We start from the raw sequence: 20,748 nt of genomic DNA, 5'->3' as shown, positions 1-20,748 counted from the left end.
GACTCGACCGCGCCGGTTTTGGTCCCGGAGGCGCAAGCACGCGTGTGGACGCCAATCAACGCCAGTTCCGGAACCCCTTCTCGATGGACGCCGAGTGCACCAACTGCGATGCGCTCTGTGAGGTGCGCGAGCAGGTCGTCCACGGCTACGGCGACGTAGGCGCGGAATTTCTGTTCGTCGGCGAGTCGCCGAGTGCGGGGGCGGAACGAACCGGCGTCCCCTTCACCGGCGACGACGCGGGGAAGCGAGTCCAGCGTATTCTCGGTGAGCTGGGGTTCTCCCGGTCAGACCCCGACGCGGAGGAACCGGACCTTCAGAACGTCTATCTCACCTATTTGACCCGGTGTCGGCACCCCGAGCGCGGGCCGACTGAGAACGAAATCACGACCTGTGAGCCGTTTTTGAACGCCGAGATTCGGATGATAAACCCGCACATCATCGTCCCCGTAGGACAGGCCGCACTGGAGGCGCTCGCGTTCGATTACACGACTCGCTCGCGGGACAGTTTCGATATCGACGCGGAACACGCCACCACGATTCGCGGCCGCGGCTTCGAACTCGTCCCGATGAAAGCCCCGACACGGCAAACCGACGCGGACACCGAAGCGTTCGTCACGCACGTCATCGAGGAAGTGTTCGACCGCGACTACCGGCAGACGAAGGGGCGTCGGAGTCGCTGACTCGGCAACCACAAGCGGCGGGTTGAAGGGTTCGCCGGGCAGAGAGACGTACATGACCGTCATCGCCGTACTCGCGGAGCCACCGCGGCCGGGATTGGTGCTGTCTGACCTCGCAGCGACGAGTCCGCTCTCAGAAGCGGCGGCCGCGGACCTGTACGCCGCGATGCTCAAAGACATCTGCATCGCTGTCGAGCGCTCTGGTGGCGACCTTCTCGTGAACTACCGTCCAGACGACGAACTTCCCGAAGAGTTCGTCGGCGACACCAGCGCGGAGGCCGAGATTCGTGCCCTCGTTGCCGACGCCCTCGGCGGAACCGAAGACGTCCGATTCGAACCACAGGTCGGTTCGACGTTCGCGGCCCGCGCTGGCAACACCGTCACCCACCTGCTCGAAGAGGAGGCGGTCCACTCTGCGGCCGTGGTTCGCCCCGTCGTCCCGCAACTCGGCCGCACCCACATCGACAGCGCAGCGATGAAACTCCGCAGCACGCCAGTCGTCCTCGGTCCATCGACCGAAGGCCGGGTTCACTTCGCGGGCTTCCGTGAGCCTATCGACTTCACCGACGCCTACGACACCCCGGAAGTCCAGACCCTCGCCGAGCGCGCCGACGAGGCGGACTTGGGTCTCGACTACATCCCGATGCTTCCGGTCGTCGAAACCGGTGCGGACCTCGCGACGTTGGTTCCGATGCTCCGCTCACGCGTCGCCTCGGAGCGTGTCGTCCCCGAACACACGACGACGTTCGTCTTCGACCGTGGGCTTCGCGTCGAGGAGACAGACGGCGTGCTCGAACTCGTCGTCGACTGACCGAGAGCGACACATCTTAGGTACCCCGTCTGAAAGTAGCGGGTGAAGGTGGGATGGCGGAGTGGCCTAACGCGCCTGCCTTGAAAGCAGGTTTCCACACGGAATCCTGGGTTCAAATCCCAGTCCCACCGCATTTTCCACGAACCAACCGCCGCGCAGTTACAGCTGCGCGGCTCTGTGAGTGGAAATCGGAGACGGCTGGGATTTGAGAAGCGAGCAAATCTCTGATTTGCGAGTGAGTTCAAATCCCAGTCCCACCGCAGTCTGCGAAAGTACGACCGAAGAGAACCTGCTCAAAACCGATACGCCATCATCACTTCGTCGACGAACTCGCCGTCGATGGTGTAGTGTTCTCTGCGAATCGCCTCGGTGTCCCACCCGTGGTCGCCGAGGAACTCCATGGCGCGGTCGTTCGTCATTGGAATGCTGTTGTAGACTTTGCGGAAGCCGTTTGCTTCCGCCCAATCGAGGCCGCGTTGGAGGAGCAGGCTCCCGATACCCGAGCCACGGAAGTCCTCTTTGACGCCGACGGTCTGCTGGGCGGTCTCTCGAACTTTTTCGACCTGCGGGAGGTCGAGATGCGTCCACCCGACGACCTCGCCGTCGACGGTTGCGACGAAGAACACCCGAGAAGCCACTTGGTTGTGGCGCGTGACAGCCTCCTCGTAGAGCAGTTGCTCGGCGATACCTTCGGCGATGACGTAGGTCTTCTCCGAGGTGACGTCCCGAATCGCATCGATGAGCCCCTCGAAATCCTGCTGGCGACCCGGTCGGATAGTGACCACTCCCACGTCGGTCTGGTGTTCTTCGATTGCACCCACGTCGAGCGCTAACTGGAGCGTCCCGCCGTCTTCCTCCAGATAGCCACGCGTTTTTAGGCGGTCGAGTTCGGCCCCGAACTCGTCGGACGAGACAGGTGCGATATCGAGGAGCACGTTTCGTTTTGCGGTCCCGTGGCGCTCGACGTACTCGTAAATCCGCTTGCTGGCCTCTGATTCGAACGTTGGGTGCTCGGTCGCTCGCATACTCCCCTGAGAATAGGGGGCCAGCATGTTATTTCTTGCCTCACGGTACCACGCAGCATACTTGTGGAGAACACCGCCGCAGGAACTCGCTTACTCCAGATACGGCGCTTCAATGGCGCTCTCGCCACTGATGAGCGTGTTCATGCGGCGCGTAATCCAGTCGAAGACGACGATGAGGGGAAAGAGTGCGATTTCGACGAGCCGGATGACTGGTGCGACCGTCGTCGCCCACCGTTCGGCGTTTCCGAGGCCGAAGGATTTGGGGACGATTTCACCGAACACGAGGATGACGAAACTGCTGATGAGCGTCGTTGCGACGACCGCGAGGCCGGGTGGGAGATAACTGACGACCAGCACTGTCATGATACTGGAAATCGCGATGTTCACGACGTTGTTGCCGACGAGGAGCGTCACGAGCAGTCGGTGCGGGTCGCCAGAGAGTTCGGCGAGTGTGGTCGCACGGGAGTCACCGGTGGTGTCCGCTTGCTGTCGAATCCAATCCTGTGGCAGTGAGAAGATAGCCGTCTCAGAACTGGAGAAGAACGCGCTACACACCAACAGCAGGATAACTGCGGTAAGTCCGCCGACGAGGAGAGTGGTCGTTGTCATACACGTAGCCCGTTGGAGCGAAGACGGAAATCGTTCCGCCTCGGTGAATCTCGCATGACAGATACCAACAAATGCGTAACGGCTTTGAATCGGCCTGCCAACACTCGGATATGGATTGGCCACACGACCCCGACGGTGAGGAAGGAAGCGAAGGCGGACGTAAGTACGGCCAGGCAATTATCGCGAAGAAAATCGACGAAGAAGCAGACTTCCCGCTGAACAAGGCGGAGTTCGTCGACGAATTCGGTGACGTGCCCATCCGACTCGACCACGAGCGCGTCGTCTCGCTGTCGGAAATCTTCGAGCACGTCGAAGGAGAGGAGTTCGGCGGTTTCATCGAATTCCACAAAGCGGTCGGCAAAGCGATGCGCGAAAACGACTTCTGGTTCTACGAAGGCGCAGAACAGTTCGTCAATAACTCGACCGCGTAATTTCCCGTCTCTTCTCTCGGTTCGACGAACGCTCGGCCAAACGCGAGCAGAGCGACACCACCGACTCAGTCGAACGAGGTCCGTTCTTTGACTTCCTGCTCGATAGCTTCGCGCTCCCACGTGCGCGTGGCGTCGCCTTCGACCTCGGCCTGCACTTTCTCTTCGAGGAGCGTGACCGCGACGCTGTTGGCCCCTTCAGGGATGATGAGGTCGGCGTGTTTCTTCGTCGGTTCGATGAACTGCTCGTGCATCGGTTTGACCGTCGAGAGATATTGGTCGATGACGCCCTGTAAGTCACGGCCACGGTCGATGGCGTCGCGCTGGATGCGCCGAAGGATACGAACGTCGGCGTCGGTTTCGACGTAGAGCCGAAGGTCGAGCATCTCGTTGACCTGCTCGTCGTAGAGTGCGAGAATCCCTTCGAGGATGATGACGTCGGTCGGTTCGACCGCCGCGGGCTCGGGCTTTCGGTTGTGAATCTCGAAATCGTACTGCGGCATCTCGACGGCCCTGCCCTCCAGCAGTTCGGCCAGTTGCTCGCGAAGGAGGTCCCACTCGAACGCCGAGGGGTGGTCGTAGTTGACCTGCTCGCGTTCGGCCATCTCGAGGTGGCTCTGGTCTTTGTAGTAGTTGTCAATCGGGATTCGGGTGACTGACTCACCGACGTTCTCCGTGATGAGTCGGGCCACAGTCGTCTTACCGGCACCGCTGCCCCCGGCGATACCGATGACGAACGACGGGATGGTCATCGAACGAAAAACACCCGCGAATAGGTTTGAACGCAGCGATTCGCAGCGTCTCTCACATTAGTATATAAAACGCGGTGTTTGTCTGTACCTAACATACAATTCTCGTACCGCCGTATCCCGCAATTGGAGCGGATTACGGACTGGTGAGAGTTAAATTTATAAACCACTCTCACCATGGCAATTCACATGGTACGTGATATCGTACGCCGCGACTTCCTCAAGGGAGTGGGAGCCGCGGGAGCGGCAGGCTTGACAGGATTATCCGGATGTATCGGTGGCGGCGGCGGAGGCGGCGGCCCAGATGGGCTCGTCGTCATTGGGTACCCCGAGAGTGGTATCCAACTGTTCCGCGACTACTACAGCGCCTCCGACGGGAGCGAAGAAATTCTCGTTCCTGACGGCCTGCGCTCGGGTTCGATGCCCGGACAGGTCGGTAACGACATGGAGAACGTGACCGGGACGGCACCGGCGGCAGGTGGTCCGAACCAAGAGACGTTCAACCAGTTGTTCCAAGACGAGTACGGAGCAGCACCCGGCGTCTTCACGTCGCAGTGTTACGACTCCGTCGCAGTGCAGCTACTGGCGAACGCCGCAGCCGGTGAGAACTCCGGTCCGGCGGTCAAAGACCAGATGCGCCGGATGGCCAATCCCGGCGGAATGACAGTCGGCCCAGACAACCTCATCGAGGGGATGGAAGCGGCCGCAAACGGCGACGACATCAGCTACGAGGGTGCGTCCTCCTCTGTCAACTTCGACGAGAAGGGCGACCCGGCAGAGGCAGCCTACTCCATCTGGGAGTTCGACGCCGAGAACAACGCGACGACCGGCGTCGACAAGCAGAGCTTCGCGGGCGAGAACCCTGACGGCGCTGGCCCGATGGCGGACAGCGGTCCCGGTGGCTCCGACCGTGAGATTTCGGTTGGGATTCTCCTGCCGGAGACCGGTGACCTCGCAGCAGTCGGTCAGCCGATGATTCAGGCGGCACAGATTCCGGTCAAGCAGGTCAACGAGGCCAACCCGGCGGGAATCTCGGTCAACGCGCAAATCGAAGACACCCAAACGTCCCCGGACGCTGGTGTCTCCGCCGCGCAGTCGCTCGTCTCCGCGGGTGTCCCCTCGGTGTGTGGGTCGGCGTCCTCCGGTGTGAACGTCCCTGTCTCACAGCAGGCGTTCATTCCGAACGAAGTCGTCGGTTGCTCACCGTCCTCGACGGCACTGTCCGTCTCGAACCTCGAAGACAACGACTTCATCTTCCGGACGGCACCGTCGGACTTCCTGCAGGGGCGCGTCATGGCGCAGGTCATGGCCGAACGCCTCGAAGTCAGCACGGTGTCGACGCTGTTCGTCAACAACGACTACGGCCAGCAGCTCTCCGAGCGCTTCTCGAACGTCTTCAGCGACCAGTTCGACGGAGAGGTCTACAACCAAGTCGCGTTCAACATCGGCGAGTCGTCGTACTCTTCGGTCATCGAGACGGCGCTGTCCGGCCCGGACAACTAAGCGGATACACAGACCCGACTTTTCTTTCGACACTCCGTCGTGAGCGGTTGCATCGCCTCGTTCATGCTGATAGTCAACAATCGTCAGACATACAGCGCCGCCACAAGACGCTGAGTGAGGTTCTGACACGTCGAGCGTGGTTGAGCAGGTTTGAACCACAAAGCTGGCTGTGAAGCCGAGAGGGCCAGAGGCGTGGGGAGTCGTGGCTGCTGTTCTGGAATCCAACAGCGGTCGAATCGTGCTACACCTGTCGCGAGTGAGCGAATAGCACGGCTGTTGGCAGGCAGCGTCAAAAAATGAGTCCGTGTTCGGGAGGATGAGTTATCCGCCGAGGAAGTCCTGTCGGACCTGTTCGTCTTCGAGGAGTGCCGTCCCCGTGTCCATGTAGCGGTTTTGTCCGTTCGCGAGGACGTAGCCGCGGTCACAGCGTCGAAGCGCCTCTTTTGCGTTCTGTTCGACCATCAGGATGGCCGTCCCCGCCTCGTTAATCTCGTCGATTTTGTCGAACATCTCCTCGACGAGGTCGGGTGCGAGACCCGCCGATGGCTCATCGAGGAGGAGCAAGTCGGGGTCGAGCATCAGCGCGCGACCCATTGCGAGCATCTGCTGCTGCCCGCCGGACATGGTGCCAGCTTTCTGGTGCTTGCGCTCTTCGAGGATGGGGAAGCGGTCGTACACCGCTCGAATCGCGTCTTGCGGAACATCGTCGAGGATGTACGCACCCATTTCGAGGTTCTCTTCGACCGTCAGGGCCGAGAAGATGTTGTCGTTCTGCGGGACATAGCCGACGCCGACGTGGATGATATTTTCCGGTTTGCGACCGGTGATGTCCTCGTCTTTGAACTGAATATCGCCGCCCATGAGAGCAGTCAGCCCGAAGACAGACTTCATCGTCGTCGACTTGCCAGCCCCGTTGGGTCCGACGATGGTCACGTACTCCCCGTCGAAGACGTCCATGTCGACGTCAGTGAGGATTTGCAGGTCGCCGTAGCCGGCGTCGAGGCCGCGGACGCGGAGGAGCACGTCGCTTCGGTCTTCGATACCAGCGCCGCTCGTTGCGTTGCGGTTCGCGTCGACGCTCATACGTTCCCTCCGAGGTACGCTTCGATGACCTCTTCGTTGCTCCGAATGTCGTCGGGGGTGCCTTCGGTGAGCACCCGTCCCTGGTGAAGGACGATGACGTGTTCACAGTTGTTCATGATGAGGTCCATGTCGTGTTCGACGAGCAGGAAGGTGTAGCCCTGTTCACGGAGTTCGTGGATGTGTTCGAGGAGTTTCTTCTCCAGCGTCGGGTTGACGCCGGCGAACGGTTCGTCGAGGAGCAGCATGTCCGGGTCCGTGAGGAGCGCCCGTGCCATCTCCAGCAGTTTCCGCTGGCCACCGGAGAGGTTTCCAGCGTACTCCTCGGCGATGTGGTCGATGTCGAAGAAGTCGAGGACTTCCCAGACGCGTTCGAGCAGTTCTTCTTCTTGCTCGCGCACGTCGTTTCGGACGCCCGGAAGGACGGACCGCCAGAGTTCTTCGCCGCGCTGGCGTTGCGGGGCGAGCATCATGTTTTCGAGGACGGTCATCTCGCTCAGTTCGCGAGCAATTTGGAACGTCCGAACCATCCCGCGGTTTGCGACCTCGTGTGGGTCGAGTCCGGTGATGTCCTCACCGTTGAACGTGACGGTCCCCGCGTCGGGTTTTATCATCCCGGTGATGAGGTTGAACGTCGTGGACTTCCCGGCACCGTTGGGGCCGATAAGTCCAGTGAGCGACCCGGATTCGACTTGGAAGGTCGCGCCGTCGACGGCGGTGATACCGCCGAACGACTTGCGGAGTCCTTCGACACGTAGCGGGTACTCTTCGGTGGTCTGGACGCCGGACGCGAAGGAGCCTAGTGCGCCTTCGTCGACCTTGGTTGCGACATCATCGACGGGTTGGCTTGCATCACTCATCGTCAACACCTCCGTTGTTGTCGGCGACATCGACGCCGCCGTCAGTCTGGACGTCACCATCGGCCGAGCCGCCGTCAGTGGCTGCAGCAGCCGCTTTGGGACGCGACAGCGAGATGACCGACGCCGTCTCCTTGCGGTGGCCGAGAAGTCCCTCTGGCCGGTTGTGCATCAGCCAGATGAGGACGAGACCCATCACCACCAACTGGAGTTGGCGGATACTGTCGATGGTGTACAGCAGGAACGGGACGGGGTCGAGTTGCGAGATGAGCGGTCCGATCGCCTGCCCGAATCCCGGTGGGGAGTCGAGGTTGGGAAGCACCGTCGTCACGAGGTTCTGGAAGTACCGCGGTCCCTGGTAGAGGAGAGCCGCGAACGTCGCGCCACCGAGCACGCTGCCGGTGTTCGACCCGGCACCGCCGATGATGAGCGCGATCCAGACGAAGAACGTCACGCGCGGGCGGAAGAAGTTCGGCGTCACGGCACCCTGCGGCATCAGCCAGAGGATACCGGCGAGGCCCATCAGCGCACACCCGAGCATGAACGACTTGATTTTGAAGCGGTCGGTGTCCTTCCCGAGCGCGTTGGCGACGTCTTCGTCCTCGCGGATGGCCTTCAGCACGCGGCCGAAGGGAGACTCGCCGGTACGCTTGAGCAGCCAGAAGAACACCGTGACGAACGTGAGGAGCAGCAGGCCGTAGACGAGGCCGTCGACGACCGGCTTCGGGTTCGTCGGAACGATAACCTTCGTCGCGTCCACGAAGCCGAGGTAGACGCCCCACAGGCCCACAGACTGGAACAGCGCTTCGAGCGGCGGCACGAAGTCGAGGATGAGCCCCGACCCGCCACCGAATCCGACTTTCGACCCAAAGAGTTGGAACTGTTGCAGGTCACCCGAGAGGAAGCTGAACCGGACGATTTCTGACATCGCAATAGTCACGATGGCCAGATAGTCGGCCCGCAACCGAAGCGCCGGGAGCGCCACCACGAATCCGAGGACTGCAGCGGCGACCATCCCGGCAATGATGCCGACCCAGAGCGGAAGGCCGAGGCCCCCGACCTGTGCGGCACCACCGGCGACGAACGTCGGCTTGGAGACAAGTGCCATCACGTACACACCGACGGCCATGAAGCCGACGATGCCGATGTTGAACAGCCCCGTGTACCCCCAGTGGAGGTTGAGCGCGAGCGACAGCATCGCGAACACGCCGATGTAGAACGTCAGCGTCGCGAGGGAGTTCAGTTGTCCGCGAAGGTCGTAGCCAAGCACGACGCCCGCGAGCACGTACAGGAGGTACGCCGTCGCGAGCACGGCAAGGATAAGTCCCGCGTCGCCACCCGGCATACGGGCAGCGATGTCGTCGCGGACACTCATGCCGTCGACCTCCCACTAAAGAGACCAGACGGTTTCACGAGCAAGATGACAATCATCACGACGAACGCTGCGGCCCGTGCGAACGCCGACGGAATCCAGAGGACCGACATCGACGCGGTCAGGCCGATGACGAGGCCGCCAGTGATTGCCCCGTAGATGGACCCGATACCGCCGAGGATGACCGCTGCGAAGATGAGCAGCAGCAGCAGCCACCCGTCGTTGAAGCCGAGGGTCCCCTTCCAGAGGATGAACATGTATCCCGCGATACCCGTGAGACCGCCACCGATAATCCACGTGGAACGGACGACCCGTTCGGTCGGGATGCCAGTGATGCGGGCCAGGTCTTCGTTGTCAGCCATCGCGCGCATCGCCTTGCCGAGCTTCGTCCGCTGGAGCAGCAAGTGAACGCCCAGCATCAGGCCCGACGCGATGACGAGGAGCGTGATGTCGTGTGCGTCGATGAATACCGTCCCGTCGACGAGGTACAGGCCGACAGACGGCGGTTGTGCAGTCGTGCCACGCACGTCAGACCCGAAGACGAACTGCATCAGGTACCGGAGTGCGAACGCGACACCGATACTCGTGATGAGGAGCGTGATGCCACCCTCGTCACGAATCGGCTTGAAAATGGTACGGTCGACCGCCAGCGAGAGGAGGATGGTGAATCCTCCGGCGACGACGATGCCAGCGATGACTGCGAGCGGCGTCGACAGCATGCCGATGCCGAGCGTGCCGCCGTAGACGGAACCCCCCGCACCGACCAACATCAGCGCACCAATGTCGGCGCGGCCGAGTCCCGCGAGGAGGTACGTAGTCGACCACCCGGAGAACGCGCCGGCGGTGATGTAGTCACCGTGCGAGAAGTTTGCGAAGTTCAAGATACTGTACGTCATTGACAGGCCGATGCCTGCGAGGCCAATTACGAGCCCGCGCATCAGTCCGTCCCAGGCGAGCGAGCCGATGTCGGCGAACTGCGTCTGCCCAGTTGCGAGCCCGAGCAGGAGGTCACCCAGCAGGTACGCTGCGATGACTCCGAGCACGAGTGCGAACGGACGCTCGATTGCGAACTCCCTGCCCCGGGAGTATGTTTCGGCGATACCCATTGATAACTATCCTCATGCTATGTGCGGACGATTAACGAACATAAATCTTTCTTCACGCGAGCGGTGAGCAAGTGCCGTCACAATCAGGCCAGCCCGGGCCAAGTTGGAGATTCGCGTCAATTTCAGCGACAATTAATTGCCGTCTGGATGCGAAAAAGACACATGCGCGTCACACCTGCCTCGCTGACCGACCTCGATAGCCTCACAGACATGTGGGTCGATCTCGCGGCCGGACAGCAGGAGTTTGGGTCTCACCTCCGTGCTGACGCGAACAGGTCGGTGGTTCGGGAGTCTCTCGCGCGACACCTCTCTATCGGTGGCGTGTTGGTCGCGCGCGCGGAGGCGGAAGTTGGCGCTGCAGAGACACGCGACGAAGAAGAGTGGGTCGCAAGACGGAGCGACCGGGAAGACCATCCCACCGACTCGACCAACATCCTCGGGTTCGCGATGTTCGACATCGAATCCGGGTCGTACGAACAGGACGTGACTCGCGGTACCATCAGCAACCTGTTTGTCGTTCCGGGCCACCGCGGCGACGGAGTCGGAAGCGAACTGCTCGCCGCCGCCGAAGACGAACTCCGTGAGTGGGGTGCCGACATCGTCGCGCTAGACGTGATGGCTGAGAACGAAAACGCCCGAAAATTCTACCGACGGCACGGCTATCAACCACATCGGGTCCAACTGGAGAAATCGATGCGAAACGATACACACTCAAAGGAGGACCGATAATCACCTGACGCGCCAGGAGAGCATGGGCGGTTCATGCACTCGACTTGTAATCGAGACTTCGTGGGTTCGAATCCCACTCCTGGCTCTGTTCTTCGTCTCGTTGCTCCACAGACAGAGCTGATTTGACGGACTCCACTGTCGTGTCCGACGATTTATAATCGGCCGGGAACCTACTTCGAATTGGGACATCCGTCCCGGAGGCGTCGTCCGATGCATGCCTGCCATGGTTGCTTCCCGGCGCCTTCTGCAGTTGCGGCACAGTTCTTCGTTCGGTCTCCGAAACCAGACAGTAAATGAACCATTATTCTTATAAAGTTGTGAAATATCTGTCAATAAGGGCGTCGTCGCAGTCGCCGCACCGTGGTTACCTGACGCAACTACGGTCCAAGTTCACACCACGTTCGTCGGCTCAAACGGGCGGCGTCCGTACTCACGTGCCGAGTCACAGCTACGTCTATCAGGCGTTCAGTGACAGCCACGTTTATCAGGGGTCCAGTGACGGCCACGTCTGCCGACAGTCGACCCCAAACCGGTCAGTTGCGACCCGACGGTGGCCGAACACGGACGAGAAGGAGTGACCCCGGGACGCCGAGGATGAGCGCCCGAAACGGATTATGCTTGATGATAACGTCCGGGTCGAGCGGCTCGCGCTGGAGTTCGGTGATTCTGAGACACGAGTAGTAGACGGTGACGTGTGTCAGGACGTACGCGAACGTCGCCGGGACGATGAGCGGGTAGTGAATTCCGACCGAGTGGAGCCCCTCGAAGGCGAACGCGGCGAGGGATGAGATAGAAAGGAGATTACCGAGTTGCAGAGTGATACCGATCAACGCGGTGATTGCGGTGTCGAACGTGGAGGGACCGTAAGGCGTGTACGAGAGTGCAGTCATGACTGCGACGGCTCCGAGAAAGAGACCGGCGAGCAGTCCTGCCAGCGGGTACACGAATTCCATTAGGCGCGTTACGGGGTGAATGGTGTGTGGGAATTTAGTTCTACCCCCCTCGTTATCGTGGGAGAAAATCGGGTGTCAGAAGCCGAACACCGGCAGGCTGTACAGGATATTTTCCTCCAGACTTCAGTTCTCGGAGGAAGTACCACGTCGCCACAGTGTTTTATTTTCACGGAGAACGTCCTCTTGGTATGAAAGGAACAGATCGGTTCATGCTGGCAGTGACGCTTCTCCTGTTCGCCCTCATCTTCTTTGGCGCGTTGCTCGCGTTGCTCTAGGGAGAAAACTTATGCAACATTCCTGAAGGATACTAGATATCATGCCGGAATGTCAGAACTGCGGTTCGTTCGTGACGCCCGCGTACGCTCGCGTATTCGCTCCCGAGGGAACAGAGCACCCACGGGTGTGTCCGAACTGCGAAGATATGGTCCGTGACGGCGCGCAAGTCCGGGAAGCCCGCTCGCGACGAACTTAGTTGGCGATGTGGTAGCGCTCTTCGTCCTGTCGAACGAAGCCACGCTTGGAGAGCGTCCCGAGGATGCTGTAGAGTGAGATTTTCTTCATTTCGAGTCCATCCTGCAGGTCGGTGATAGACGCACCGTCGTGTGTCGTGAGATAGAGGTACACGAGCTTTGCCGCGGGGGAATTGAGCTCACCCGGAACTTCGATGGTCGGAACCGTCTGTTGCATGGTGGTTGTGCTGTGCTTGTCTTCGACGATAATAAAACATCTCTACAACAATCGTCGAAATCAAGCAGGCGCGAGTGAGGCCGCGAGGTACTCGAATTCGAGCGAATCGTTGTGTTCATCACGAACATACATTGTAGAAAAGACGGCTATCGACGGGGGGTGCTTTCGACGACAGTCGAAGGACGGGAATCAGTGGACAGAAAGAGCGGTGAACACTGCACGGTCACGCAACGAACACAGCCCACGCACAAAAGTGCGCCGCGGCCGCGACGACCATCGCCGCAACGGCCGGAAACGGCGACCGGCTCCGTGTGTATCTGACTGCGCCCCAAACCGAAAACGGGAGCGCGAGGAGCGTTGCGAACGTCACCGGAACTGGAATCACGGTTCCAGTCGCCACCAGAAGCGACCCGTACGCGGCGACGACCCCACCGACGTGGAGGCCTCGAAGTGTTCGCGTGGACAGTCGCGTCACGAGCGTCCGCTTCCCGACGGCCGCATCAGGGTCGCGGTCGGGCCACGTCGTTGCGAGGAGGTTGACGAACACCAACAGCGTAAACGGGACGAACGGGACGACATCGACCACGGTGAGACTCCCACTCGCGGCGAGGACGCCGTAGACCGGAAGGAGCAGTCCGCCGAGGATGGCGTTATCGACTGCGCCAACACCCCGCCATGCGAGCGCTAGCGGCGGGAGCGAGTACTCGACGCCGAGGATGAAGATTCCAGCAAGAAGCGTAGCCTCGGCAATCGAAAGGAGTCCGGCGGTGACCCCACCGGCGACGACGACCACCGAGAGCACCCCCGAAGCGAGTGTCGCCCGGCGCGCGAGCGACCGCGGCAGCCCTGTTCGGGCGAGCGACCCGCTCCCTCCCGAAAACGGCGTGCGGTCGGCCAGTAGGTCAGTCTCGTAATCCGCGTACTCGTTTGCGTAGTGGATAGTGAGCGCGACTGGAGTGAAGGCCGCGAACGCGACCCCGAGGTGGCCGAAGTCGAGTGACGCACCCCAAGCGACTGCGGCCGCGACACCGAGCGCGTACACGAGCGCCATCAACAGCACTTGCTCCGGGCGGGCCATCTCGAACAGCGCGCGGAGTCGTACCCAGCGCGGCCGCTCCTCGGTCGAGGCGTCGAAAGAGGAGTGGTCGTCGTTCGGGTGCGTCACAGGCGAATCGAGTCGGGTGAGCGGGACGAGACCGCTCAGTAGCTCCGAATCTTCGGCTCGTACGTCTTGTTCTCGCCTTCGAGGATGACCGGCTTGTACCAGAGTTCTGGCTCGCCGTCGTTCCACGAGAGCATCGTGTGCTTGAGCCACTCCTCGTCGCGGCGTTCCTGGTACTCCTTGCGCCAGTGTGCACCGCGGAACTCGTTGCGCGCGAGCGCGCCGACCGTGATGGATTCGGCGATGTCGAGGATGTTCCGCGTCTCCAGCGTCTGCAACAGGTCCGTGTTGAACGTTCGCGACTTGTCGGCCACGTACACGTCCTGATACAGTTCGCGGGCCTCGCGGATGTCGCGAAGGGCGTCCTTGAGGGCCTCTTCCTCACGGAAGACGTTGACGTGCTCCGTCATCGACTTCTGGACGCGCTCGCGGATTTCGGCGTGCTGGATACCGTCTTCTTTCTCCAACAGATGCTCGATGGTCTCGCGCTCGTCGTCGAGGGCGCGCTGGACGACTTCGTCGCCCGAGAGGTCGGCGGTCGCACCGCCGTCTGCGACGGCGTCGCCACCGAGTCCGGCCTCGCCGAGTTGGACTGGACTTTCGACATCGGCGGGTTCGTAGTCGCCGACCTTCCCGGTCGTGATTTCTGCGTCCTTCATGTCCTTGCCCGCGGCGTGGTGCCCGGCGCGCTTGCCGAAGACGATGAGTTCGGGCAGCGCGTTGCCACCGAGGCGGTTGCCGCCGTGGACGGAAGCACACGCACACTCACCAGCCGCATACAGGCCGGTGATGCACGTCTCGCCGTTCTCGTCGGTCTCGACGCCACCCATCGCGTAGTGCTGGCCGGGCTTGACCGGCATCGGCGCTTCGAGCGGGTTGACGCCCTCGAAGTCCTCCGAGAGGTGGATAATGTTCTCCAAGCGGTCGACGATGCGCTCTTCGCCGAGGTGACGCATGTCGAGGTGGACGTACTCGTCTTCGATACCGCGGCCTTCGTTGACTTCCGTCAGTTCGGCGCGGGAGACGACGTCGCGGGAGGCGAGTTCGCCGAGGTTGTTCGCGTAACCGTACTCGAACATGAAGCGCTCGCCGTGTTTGTTGTAGAGGATACCACCCTCACCGCGGACACCCTCGGTGATGAGGACACCCGTCGAAGGGAGCGTCGTGGGGTGGAACTGGATGAACTCCATGTCCTCGATGGGCGCACCGGCGCGGTAGGCCATAGCGACGCCGTCGCCGGTGTTGGCAACCGCGTTCGTCGTGTGGTCGTAGACCTGACCGAGGCCACCGGTCGCGAGGATGACGCCGTTGCGGGCGCGGAAGCCTTCTATCTTCCCGGTCTGTACGTCGTAGGCGACGATGCCGTGACAGGTGCGGTCCTCGGGGTCGTCCTCGTCGGAGACGGCGAGTCGCGTGACGTGCCACTCGTCGTAGACCTTGATGCCGCGCTTGACGAGCTGCTCGTACATCGTGTGGAGCAGCTGGTGGCCGGTCTCTGCACCGGCATAGGTCGTCCGCGGGAACGAGAGGCCACCGAACGGGCGCTGACTGACGCGTCCGTCGTCGTCACGGGAGAATGCCATTCCCCAGTGTTCGAGTTGGATGGTCTCTTTCGGGCTGTCCTTACAGAGCGTCTCGACTGCCGGCGCGTCGCCGAGATAGTCGGAGCCCTTCATCGTGTCGTACGCGTGGTCCTCCCACGAGTCGCCTTCGCGGAGGGCGGCGTTGATGCCACCTTCCGCCGCGCCCGTGTGACTTCGGACCGGGTGGAGCTTCGACACGATAGCAACGTCGGCTCCTTCTTCGTGTGCCGCAATCGCCGCGCGCAGGCCTGCGCCGCCCGCGCCGACTACGATAACGTCGTGTTCGTACATGGTGTGTTTGAGAGTGTCGTAGGGGTAGTCGAACTTGAGGGTTTCACCGAGAGGGTTACCAGAACTTCAGGTTGTTCTTGATAGCCTCGCGCTTGAGTTCCTGAATGTGTTCCGTGAGGGGGATGTCCTTCGGACACACTTCGGTACAGGAGAACTGGGTCTGACAGCGCCAGACGCCGTGTTCCTGTTCGAGGATTTCGAGGCGGCGCTGTTTCATGTCCTCGCCCTCGCGTTCGTCCATCGCGAAGCGGTAGGCCTTGTTGATGGCCGCCGGGCCGAGATACTCGTTGTCGCCGGCCGCGATGTTACACGAGGACATACACGCGCTGCACCAGATACAGCGGGTGGACATCTTCACCTTCTCGCGGTTCTCGCGAGTCTGCCGCTGCTCTTCGTCTTCGGCAGGCAGCGAGTTGGTCTGGAAGTACGGTTCGACCGCTTCCATCTGGTCGTAGAAGTGCTCCATGTCGACGACGAGGTCCTTGACCACGTCGGCGTGCGGGAGCGGTTCGACGCGAACTGGTTCGGAGAGGTCCGAAAGCTGCGTCTTGCAGCCGAGTCGCTGGGACCCGTTGACGAACAGCGCGTCGGACCCGCAGATAGCCTGCCGGCAGGAGTGCCGGAAGGTAAGCGACGAGTCGTAGTGGTCCCGTGCCCACATCAGCGCGTCGAGGACGGTCATCCCCTGCTTGTAGGGGACGTAGAAGTCGTCGAAGCGTGGTTCCTGTTTGCCCTCCACCTCGGGGTCGTATCGGAAGACCTTGAGGTGGTAGGTGTCGTCGGCGGTGCGCGCTTTTTCGGCCGCTTCGGCCTCGCGCTGCTCTTGGAGACGCTCGGCGCGTTCGCGCTTTTTCGCGTCGCGCTTCTGCTTGCCGGGCGACACCGACTCGGCGGACGATTCGTCTTCGACTTGCTCGGGAACTTGCGTGCTCATGGTTAGATGGGGACACCTCCGGCCCACGCGATTGCGGTGCGGACGCCCTGCACGATGAGGACGAGGCTCGCGATGCCGAGAATCGCCTTCACTGCGGTCTTGCGAGACCCGGACAGGCCCTGATTGACGAGGGCGTTGTAGACGCCGTTGACCCCGTGGAACGTCGCCGTGACGAGGAACAGAATCATCAGCGAGAAGTACGTCAACTCCTGCATTCGCGCCTGCGACATCGCGAAGGTGACTTCGTCGGCGTGGTTGACGAAGTGAAGCAGGAAGAAGTGGAACGCCAACACGATGACGAGGAACGCAGCTGTGAGGCGCTGCCAAAGCCATCGAGTTCCACCGGGTTCGAAGGACGTGTATCGTTCTGCCATTAGATGCTCACCCCTGCGAGGAACGTCGGCACGCTCGCGACGACGATGACACCCGTGAGGATAAGCGACGCGTAGAAGCTCTTGTCCTGTGCTTCCAGCCCGACGCCCAGGTCAACGAACAGCAGTCGGAGTCCGTTGAGGATGTGGAACACCGCCACAGCGAGCAGCCCCACTTCGAGAATACGTACGACGAGCAGACTTTCTAGCGCCTGAATGGTGTTCGTGTACGGCGCCGCGCCCGAGAGGGCCGTCGACAACACGGCAATGTGAGTAAAGAGATACCCCACAAGCACCCAGCCGGTGAACTTGTGGAATATCCAGGCCCACATGCCAGCCGAGAACTCCCGCCATCGACCGAAGTCCTCGATGAGGCCCCGATTGTAAGACTGACTCATGCTCTTGTGAGTGTCGGGAAGGGGAGGGTATAGAACTTACGTGTATGATGTATCGTGCAGGTTCGCAATACTCGCCAACCACGGAGGATTCTCGTTACTGTGTCACTATGTCACAGAGTCATCTCTGACGCTGCCGACTGTTCTCGCTCGACGACCCGCCGCACGTCGTCTTTGAGTTCGACTAGGTGACACAGTGGGTTTCCGGGGTAGACGACGGGGTTCTCCAGTACACCGACGAGCAGTCCGGTGAAGGGCGCTTCGACGGTGACATTGTCGTCTTTGAACGGATTGGTGATAGTACAGATGCGGTCTCCCTCGTGGACGAGCGCGCCGCGGTCGTGGTGCATATCGACGATGCCGCCCGCGTCGGCGCGGAGCCACGTCTTTTCGTTTTCATCCGAGATGACAGTTCGCCAGCCCGGCCAGTTGACAGTCGAGGTTTCGCGGAGACCGTACTCGGCGAAGACGCTCTCGACGCCAGCGAGCGCCTCGTCGATTAATTCGCGTTGGAATCGGTGGGCTTCACCCATCTCGACGGTGATGGCCGGAGTCCCGCGGGCGGCGGCCTCGGTTCGGAGCATGCCGTCGCTGCCCGAACTGTCGATGATGACGTGCGACCCGAACGAGTTCGCGAGGCGGGCCACGTCGGGGTCGGACATGTCGGCGCGGACGTGGAGCATGTTCGTCCGCCCGCGCGTCGACGTGTGGAAGTCGATGCCGAGGTCACACGGCGCGATGAAGTTCTGGTAGATTCGGTAGGCCATCCGTTTTGCCCCCGTGGACGTCTCCGACCCGGGGAACGAACGATTCAGGTCGCGGTCGTAAATCGGAAGATACCGCTGTTGGGCGATAAACGCGGGGACGTTCACCACGGGCATGCCCACGAGCGTCCCGGCGAGGTCCGAAAGGTCCCACTCGTAGGCAACCTCGCGGACGACTTCGATACCGTTCAGTTCGTCTCCGTGGGCGGCAGCAGAGAGGAAGACTGTCGGACCCGGTCGCTCCCCGTTGATGATGGTGACAGGGATGCGGACCGGGTCACCCAGATACGTCTCGGAGATACCGTACCGGATGTTCTGTGTCTCCCCGGGCTCGACCTTCCCTCCGTTGTAGGTGAAGGCCTCGTTGTCGACCATGCCAGTCGATGCGGTGTCCGGGGTTATAAACCGTCGCGCCGAGCGCCCCGTGGTAACGAACGACGACAGCACTGTGGAGACAGATACTGCGACCGTCATACCTTTGAAACCGGACTTGTATGGAATGAGTATGTCCACCACTAACGAAGATGCAGTTCGCGTCGGGGTGCTTTCGCTTCACAACAGCAAAGAGACGAAGGCAATCCTGAACGCTGTCGAGGACCTTGGCCACGAACCAGTTTGGCTTCGCCGCGAGAACGCGGCGGTCAACATCGAAGATGGAGAGGTGACAGTCGAACCAGAGGTGGACATCATCGCGAATCGACTCTTACTCTCTAACACCGAAGAACCGGCCGAACTGCTCGGCCTTGCGACCACCTTCAACCGTATCCGACCGATGCTCAACGAGCCGGATGCGGTCCTCGCAGCCATTCACAAGTTCGCCACAGCCGCGACACTCGCAAACTGGAACATCAAAGTACCAGACGCACTGCTCGCGCTCTCGAACGACCGTCTGAACAAGGGCCGCGAGCGCTTCGGTGACGTCGGTGTCTACAAGTCGGCCATCGGTACTCACGGCGGCGGGACGTGGAAGGTCGACCTCACAGAGCCAGTGAACCCGAAGGTCGGGAACCGACAGGCGTTCCTCCAGAAGCTCATCGACCGCGACGACGAGCGCCACCGCGACCTTCGCGTCTACATCGTCGACGGCGAAATCATCGGCGCGATGTACCGCTACGCACCGGAAGGCGACTGGCGAACGAACGTCGCACTCGGCGGCGACGTACTCGACGCAACCGACGAGATGCCTGAGGAGGCCAAGGAGACGGCACTCTACACGGCCGACGTGATGGACATGGATTACGTCGGTGTGGACCTCGTCGAAGGCGAAGACGGCTGGTTCGTCCTCGAAGCCAACCCGACCGCCGGGTTCAAAGGACTCTATCAGGCGACGGGCAAGAGCCCCGCGCCGTACATCGCTAAGCTCGCTATCGAACGAGCGGGCGGCGACGTCGACAATGACCGCGTGCGAGACCTCGCGGCGACTCTCGACGACTCCACCCCGTCCTGTATGCCGAACCAATCGCCCATCGTCGACGGCGAAGCACCCATCATCGGCTACATCGAGGAAGTCGTCGTCAACGGAACCAGCGGGTCCCAGCAGGCGCTCGCAAAGTCTGACACCGGCGCGACGCGGACGAGCATCGATACGAGCCTCGCCGCCGAAATCGGTGCTGGCCCCATCAAGAGCATGACGCGCGTCAAATCCGGCAGCGTCAAGGGCGGAAAGGCACGCCCGGTCGTCGACCTCGTCATCGGTATCGGTGGCGCCCAGCACACGGTCACTGCGAGTGTCGAAGACCGCTCGCACATGGATTACCCGCTGCTTCTCGGCCGCGACATCCTCGAACACTACCGTGTCGACGTTCGTCGCCGTGTCGACGCCGACCGGACGGGCAGCGACGACGAAGAAGAAGAACTCCTCGAAGAGTAACCAGTAACCCAGTCGAGGTCGGTCTTCCTTCCGCGACAACTGGGCTTTTCTTTTCGCACGCGTAATCGAAACTCGATGAGTGACGACGCCTACCGCGAACTCCGGGCAGACACGCACCTCGGCGACGTGGTCGAAACTCACGGCCCACTTTCGCTCGACCCAGCAGCCGACCCATTCGAGCGGTTGGTCGTTTCCATCGTCAACCAACAACTCTCGACGACCGCGGCAGCGACAATTCGAGACCGGCTGTTCGACCGCGTGGAGGTGACGCCTGCTGGACTCCTCGCCGCCGAGGAGTCTGTCCTCCGCGACTGCGGTCTCTCGGGGCAGAAAGTCGGCTACGTGCGCAACGTCGCCGAAGCGTTCCAAGACGGATTGTCGGCCGACTCACTGCGCACGATGGACGATGAGGAGGTCATAGACGCCCTGACTGAGATTCGCGGCGTCGGCGTCTGGACGGCGAAGATGTTCCTCATCTTCGTGCTTGCGCGCGAGGACGTATTCCCGGTCGAGGACCTCGGGATTCGGCGCGGGATGGAACACGTCTTCGACGTGGACGTTGACGGGCTCTCACGCGCGGCGATGGTCGAACACGCCGAGACGTGGGCACCGTACCGGAGTTACGCCAGTCTCTACCTCTGGCGAGTCGTGGACGACTGAGCGAGTCGCGGCGAGGCCTGAAGCCAGCGGGCAGAGCCACCAGGTGACAGTGTGATTTGATTCCCGCGTGTCGATGACACCCGCGCCGTCGTCGCATTGGGCAGTGAGTGGCGTAGTAAACAGCTATTGCGT

At 61.5% G+C, this 20,748-nt stretch carries 23 protein-coding genes and 2 tRNA genes; 10 read left to right on the top strand and 15 right to left on the bottom strand.

The genetic code is table 11. The features are described from left to right. The first annotated feature begins 44 nt into the window (after positions 1–44). The 3 genes from C453_RS13495 (at position 45) to C453_RS13485 (ending at position 1,619) form a co-directional block, all read left to right on the top strand. On the top strand, positions 45–680 hold the full coding sequence (locus C453_RS13495; protein ID WP_008325203.1) for a uracil-DNA glycosylase: 636 nt from the start codon (positions 45–47) through the stop codon (positions 678–680). Positions 681–732: 52 nt separating this feature from the next. Continuing rightward, positions 733–1,488: a glycosyltransferase family protein gene (locus C453_RS13490; protein ID WP_008325201.1), complete on the top strand. Its 756-nt coding sequence runs from the start codon at positions 733–735 to the stop codon at positions 1,486–1,488. A gap of 47 nt (positions 1,489–1,535) precedes the next feature. After that, positions 1,536–1,619: transfer RNA gene (locus tag C453_RS13485), tRNA-Ser, on the top strand. 162 nt (positions 1,620–1,781) lie between these two features. Here C453_RS13485 and C453_RS13480 read toward each other — a convergent pair. After that, the gene (locus tag C453_RS13480) at positions 1,782–2,513 is read right to left on the bottom strand and encodes a GNAT family N-acetyltransferase (protein ID WP_008325200.1); all 732 of its coding nucleotides are present in this window, start codon (positions 2,511–2,513) and stop codon (positions 1,782–1,784) included. Between the two features lie 90 nt (positions 2,514–2,603). Continuing rightward, positions 2,604–3,122 carry a CNNM domain-containing protein gene (locus C453_RS13475; protein ID WP_008325199.1) on the bottom strand — a complete coding sequence of 173 codons (519 nt, stop codon included), beginning with the start codon at positions 3,120–3,122 and terminating at the stop codon, positions 2,604–2,606. A gap of 110 nt (positions 3,123–3,232) precedes the next feature. Between C453_RS13475 and C453_RS13470 the strand changes: the two genes are divergently transcribed. Continuing rightward, complete coding sequence (locus tag C453_RS13470; protein WP_008325198.1) at positions 3,233–3,553, top strand: DUF5785 family protein; 321 nt, start codon at positions 3,233–3,235, stop codon at positions 3,551–3,553. A 65-nt stretch (positions 3,554–3,618) separates the two neighbouring features. Here C453_RS13470 and udk read toward each other — a convergent pair whose 3' ends face one another. Further along, positions 3,619–4,302, bottom strand: a complete 684-nt coding sequence (gene udk, locus C453_RS13465; protein WP_008325194.1) for a uridine kinase — start codon at positions 4,300–4,302, stop codon at positions 3,619–3,621. Positions 4,303–4,488: 186 nt separating this feature from the next. On the opposite strand from udk, the gene C453_RS13460 reads away from it, so the two are divergent. Beyond that, a complete protein-coding gene (locus C453_RS13460; RefSeq protein ID WP_049907692.1) occupies positions 4,489–5,802 on the top strand; it encodes an ABC transporter substrate-binding protein in 1,314 nt (437 codons plus the stop codon). Between the two features lie 321 nt (positions 5,803–6,123). On the opposite strand, the gene C453_RS13455 is transcribed toward C453_RS13460, so the two are convergent. Genes C453_RS13455 through C453_RS13440 form a run of 4 tightly spaced genes read right to left on the bottom strand, consistent with a single transcriptional unit; the run spans position 6,124 to position 10,049 of the window. Then, positions 6,124–6,885 carry an ABC transporter ATP-binding protein gene (locus C453_RS13455; RefSeq protein WP_008325191.1) on the bottom strand — a complete coding sequence of 254 codons (762 nt, stop codon included), beginning with the start codon at positions 6,883–6,885 and terminating at the stop codon, positions 6,124–6,126. Beyond that, the gene (locus C453_RS13450) at positions 6,882–7,742 is read right to left on the bottom strand and encodes an ABC transporter ATP-binding protein (RefSeq protein ID WP_008325190.1); all 861 of its coding nucleotides are present in this window, start codon (positions 7,740–7,742) and stop codon (positions 6,882–6,884) included. The genes C453_RS13455 and C453_RS13450 overlap by 4 nt, the downstream gene beginning before the upstream one ends. Beyond that, a complete protein-coding gene (locus C453_RS13445) occupies positions 7,735–9,114 on the bottom strand; it encodes a branched-chain amino acid ABC transporter permease (RefSeq protein ID WP_008325189.1) in 1,380 nt (459 codons plus the stop codon). Before C453_RS13445 ends, C453_RS13450 begins: the two co-directional genes overlap by 8 nt. Then, the gene (locus C453_RS13440) at positions 9,111–10,049 is read right to left on the bottom strand and encodes a branched-chain amino acid ABC transporter permease (RefSeq protein ID WP_193788070.1); all 939 of its coding nucleotides are present in this window, start codon (positions 10,047–10,049) and stop codon (positions 9,111–9,113) included. Before C453_RS13440 ends, C453_RS13445 begins: the two co-directional genes overlap by 4 nt. Positions 10,050–10,379: 330 nt before the next feature. Between C453_RS13440 and C453_RS13435 the strand changes: the two genes are divergently transcribed. Both C453_RS13435 and C453_RS13430 read left to right on the top strand, forming a co-directional pair. Continuing rightward, positions 10,380–10,946, top strand: coding sequence for a GNAT family N-acetyltransferase (locus C453_RS13435; RefSeq protein ID WP_008325187.1), 567 nt, complete (start codon positions 10,380–10,382; stop codon positions 10,944–10,946). Between the two features lie 11 nt (positions 10,947–10,957). Then, positions 10,958–11,031 (top strand) — tRNA-Thr (locus C453_RS13430). Between the two features lie 448 nt (positions 11,032–11,479). Here the strand turns inward: C453_RS13430 and C453_RS13425 are convergent. Then, the gene (locus tag C453_RS13425; protein ID WP_008325186.1) at positions 11,480–11,899 is read right to left on the bottom strand and encodes a hypothetical protein; all 420 of its coding nucleotides are present in this window, start codon (positions 11,897–11,899) and stop codon (positions 11,480–11,482) included. A 316-nt stretch (positions 11,900–12,215) separates the two neighbouring features. Here C453_RS13425 and C453_RS21130 point away from each other — a divergent pair, with 316 nt between their 5' ends. Continuing rightward, positions 12,216–12,371: a DUF7563 family protein gene (locus C453_RS21130; RefSeq protein ID WP_449404891.1), complete on the top strand. Its 156-nt coding sequence runs from the start codon at positions 12,216–12,218 to the stop codon at positions 12,369–12,371. Here C453_RS21130 and C453_RS13420 read toward each other — a convergent pair. From C453_RS13420 to C453_RS13390, 7 genes are all read right to left on the bottom strand, one after another. Further along, on the bottom strand, positions 12,368–12,586 hold the full coding sequence (locus C453_RS13420; protein ID WP_008325185.1) for a helix-turn-helix domain-containing protein: 219 nt from the start codon (positions 12,584–12,586) through the stop codon (positions 12,368–12,370). The genes C453_RS21130 and C453_RS13420 overlap by 4 nt on opposite strands. 223 nt (positions 12,587–12,809) lie before the next feature. Next, positions 12,810–13,751 (bottom strand): prenyltransferase, encoded by a 942-nt coding sequence (locus C453_RS13415; protein ID WP_008325183.1) that lies wholly within the window; start codon positions 13,749–13,751, stop codon positions 12,810–12,812. 35 nt (positions 13,752–13,786) lie between these two features. Continuing rightward, positions 13,787–15,622 carry an FAD-binding protein gene (locus C453_RS13410; protein ID WP_008325182.1) on the bottom strand — a complete coding sequence of 612 codons (1,836 nt, stop codon included), beginning with the start codon at positions 15,620–15,622 and terminating at the stop codon, positions 13,787–13,789. Between the two features lie 55 nt (positions 15,623–15,677). Continuing rightward, positions 15,678–16,556 (bottom strand): succinate dehydrogenase/fumarate reductase iron-sulfur subunit, encoded by an 879-nt coding sequence (locus C453_RS13405; RefSeq protein ID WP_008325181.1) that lies wholly within the window; start codon positions 16,554–16,556, stop codon positions 15,678–15,680. Between the two features lie 2 nt (positions 16,557–16,558). After that, positions 16,559–16,930, bottom strand: coding sequence for a succinate dehydrogenase hydrophobic membrane anchor subunit (locus C453_RS13400; protein ID WP_008325180.1), 372 nt, complete (start codon positions 16,928–16,930; stop codon positions 16,559–16,561). After that, positions 16,930–17,325, bottom strand: a complete 396-nt coding sequence (sdhC, locus tag C453_RS13395; protein ID WP_008325178.1) for a succinate dehydrogenase, cytochrome b556 subunit — start codon at positions 17,323–17,325, stop codon at positions 16,930–16,932. The genes C453_RS13400 and sdhC overlap by 1 nt, the downstream gene beginning before the upstream one ends. Positions 17,326–17,435: 110 nt before the next feature. Further along, the gene (locus tag C453_RS13390; RefSeq protein ID WP_008325177.1) at positions 17,436–18,461 is read right to left on the bottom strand and encodes a succinylglutamate desuccinylase/aspartoacylase family protein; all 1,026 of its coding nucleotides are present in this window, start codon (positions 18,459–18,461) and stop codon (positions 17,436–17,438) included. A 130-nt stretch (positions 18,462–18,591) separates the two neighbouring features. Here C453_RS13390 and C453_RS13385 point away from each other — a divergent pair, with 130 nt between their 5' ends. After that, positions 18,592–19,956, top strand: a complete 1,365-nt coding sequence (locus tag C453_RS13385; protein WP_049907705.1) for a putative ATP-dependent zinc protease — start codon at positions 18,592–18,594, stop codon at positions 19,954–19,956. Between the two features lie 75 nt (positions 19,957–20,031). Next, a complete protein-coding gene (locus tag C453_RS13380; RefSeq protein ID WP_008325173.1) occupies positions 20,032–20,616 on the top strand; it encodes a DNA-3-methyladenine glycosylase family protein in 585 nt (194 codons plus the stop codon). Positions 20,617–20,748: the final 132 nt, after the last annotated feature.

This window comes from Haloferax elongans ATCC BAA-1513, from assembly GCF_000336755.1.
Lineage (GTDB): Archaea > Halobacteriota > Halobacteria > Halobacteriales > Haloferacaceae > Haloferax > Haloferax elongans.
The sequence above is the reverse complement of the archived record's forward strand: the minus strand, read 5'-3'. Positions and strand labels throughout refer to the sequence as shown.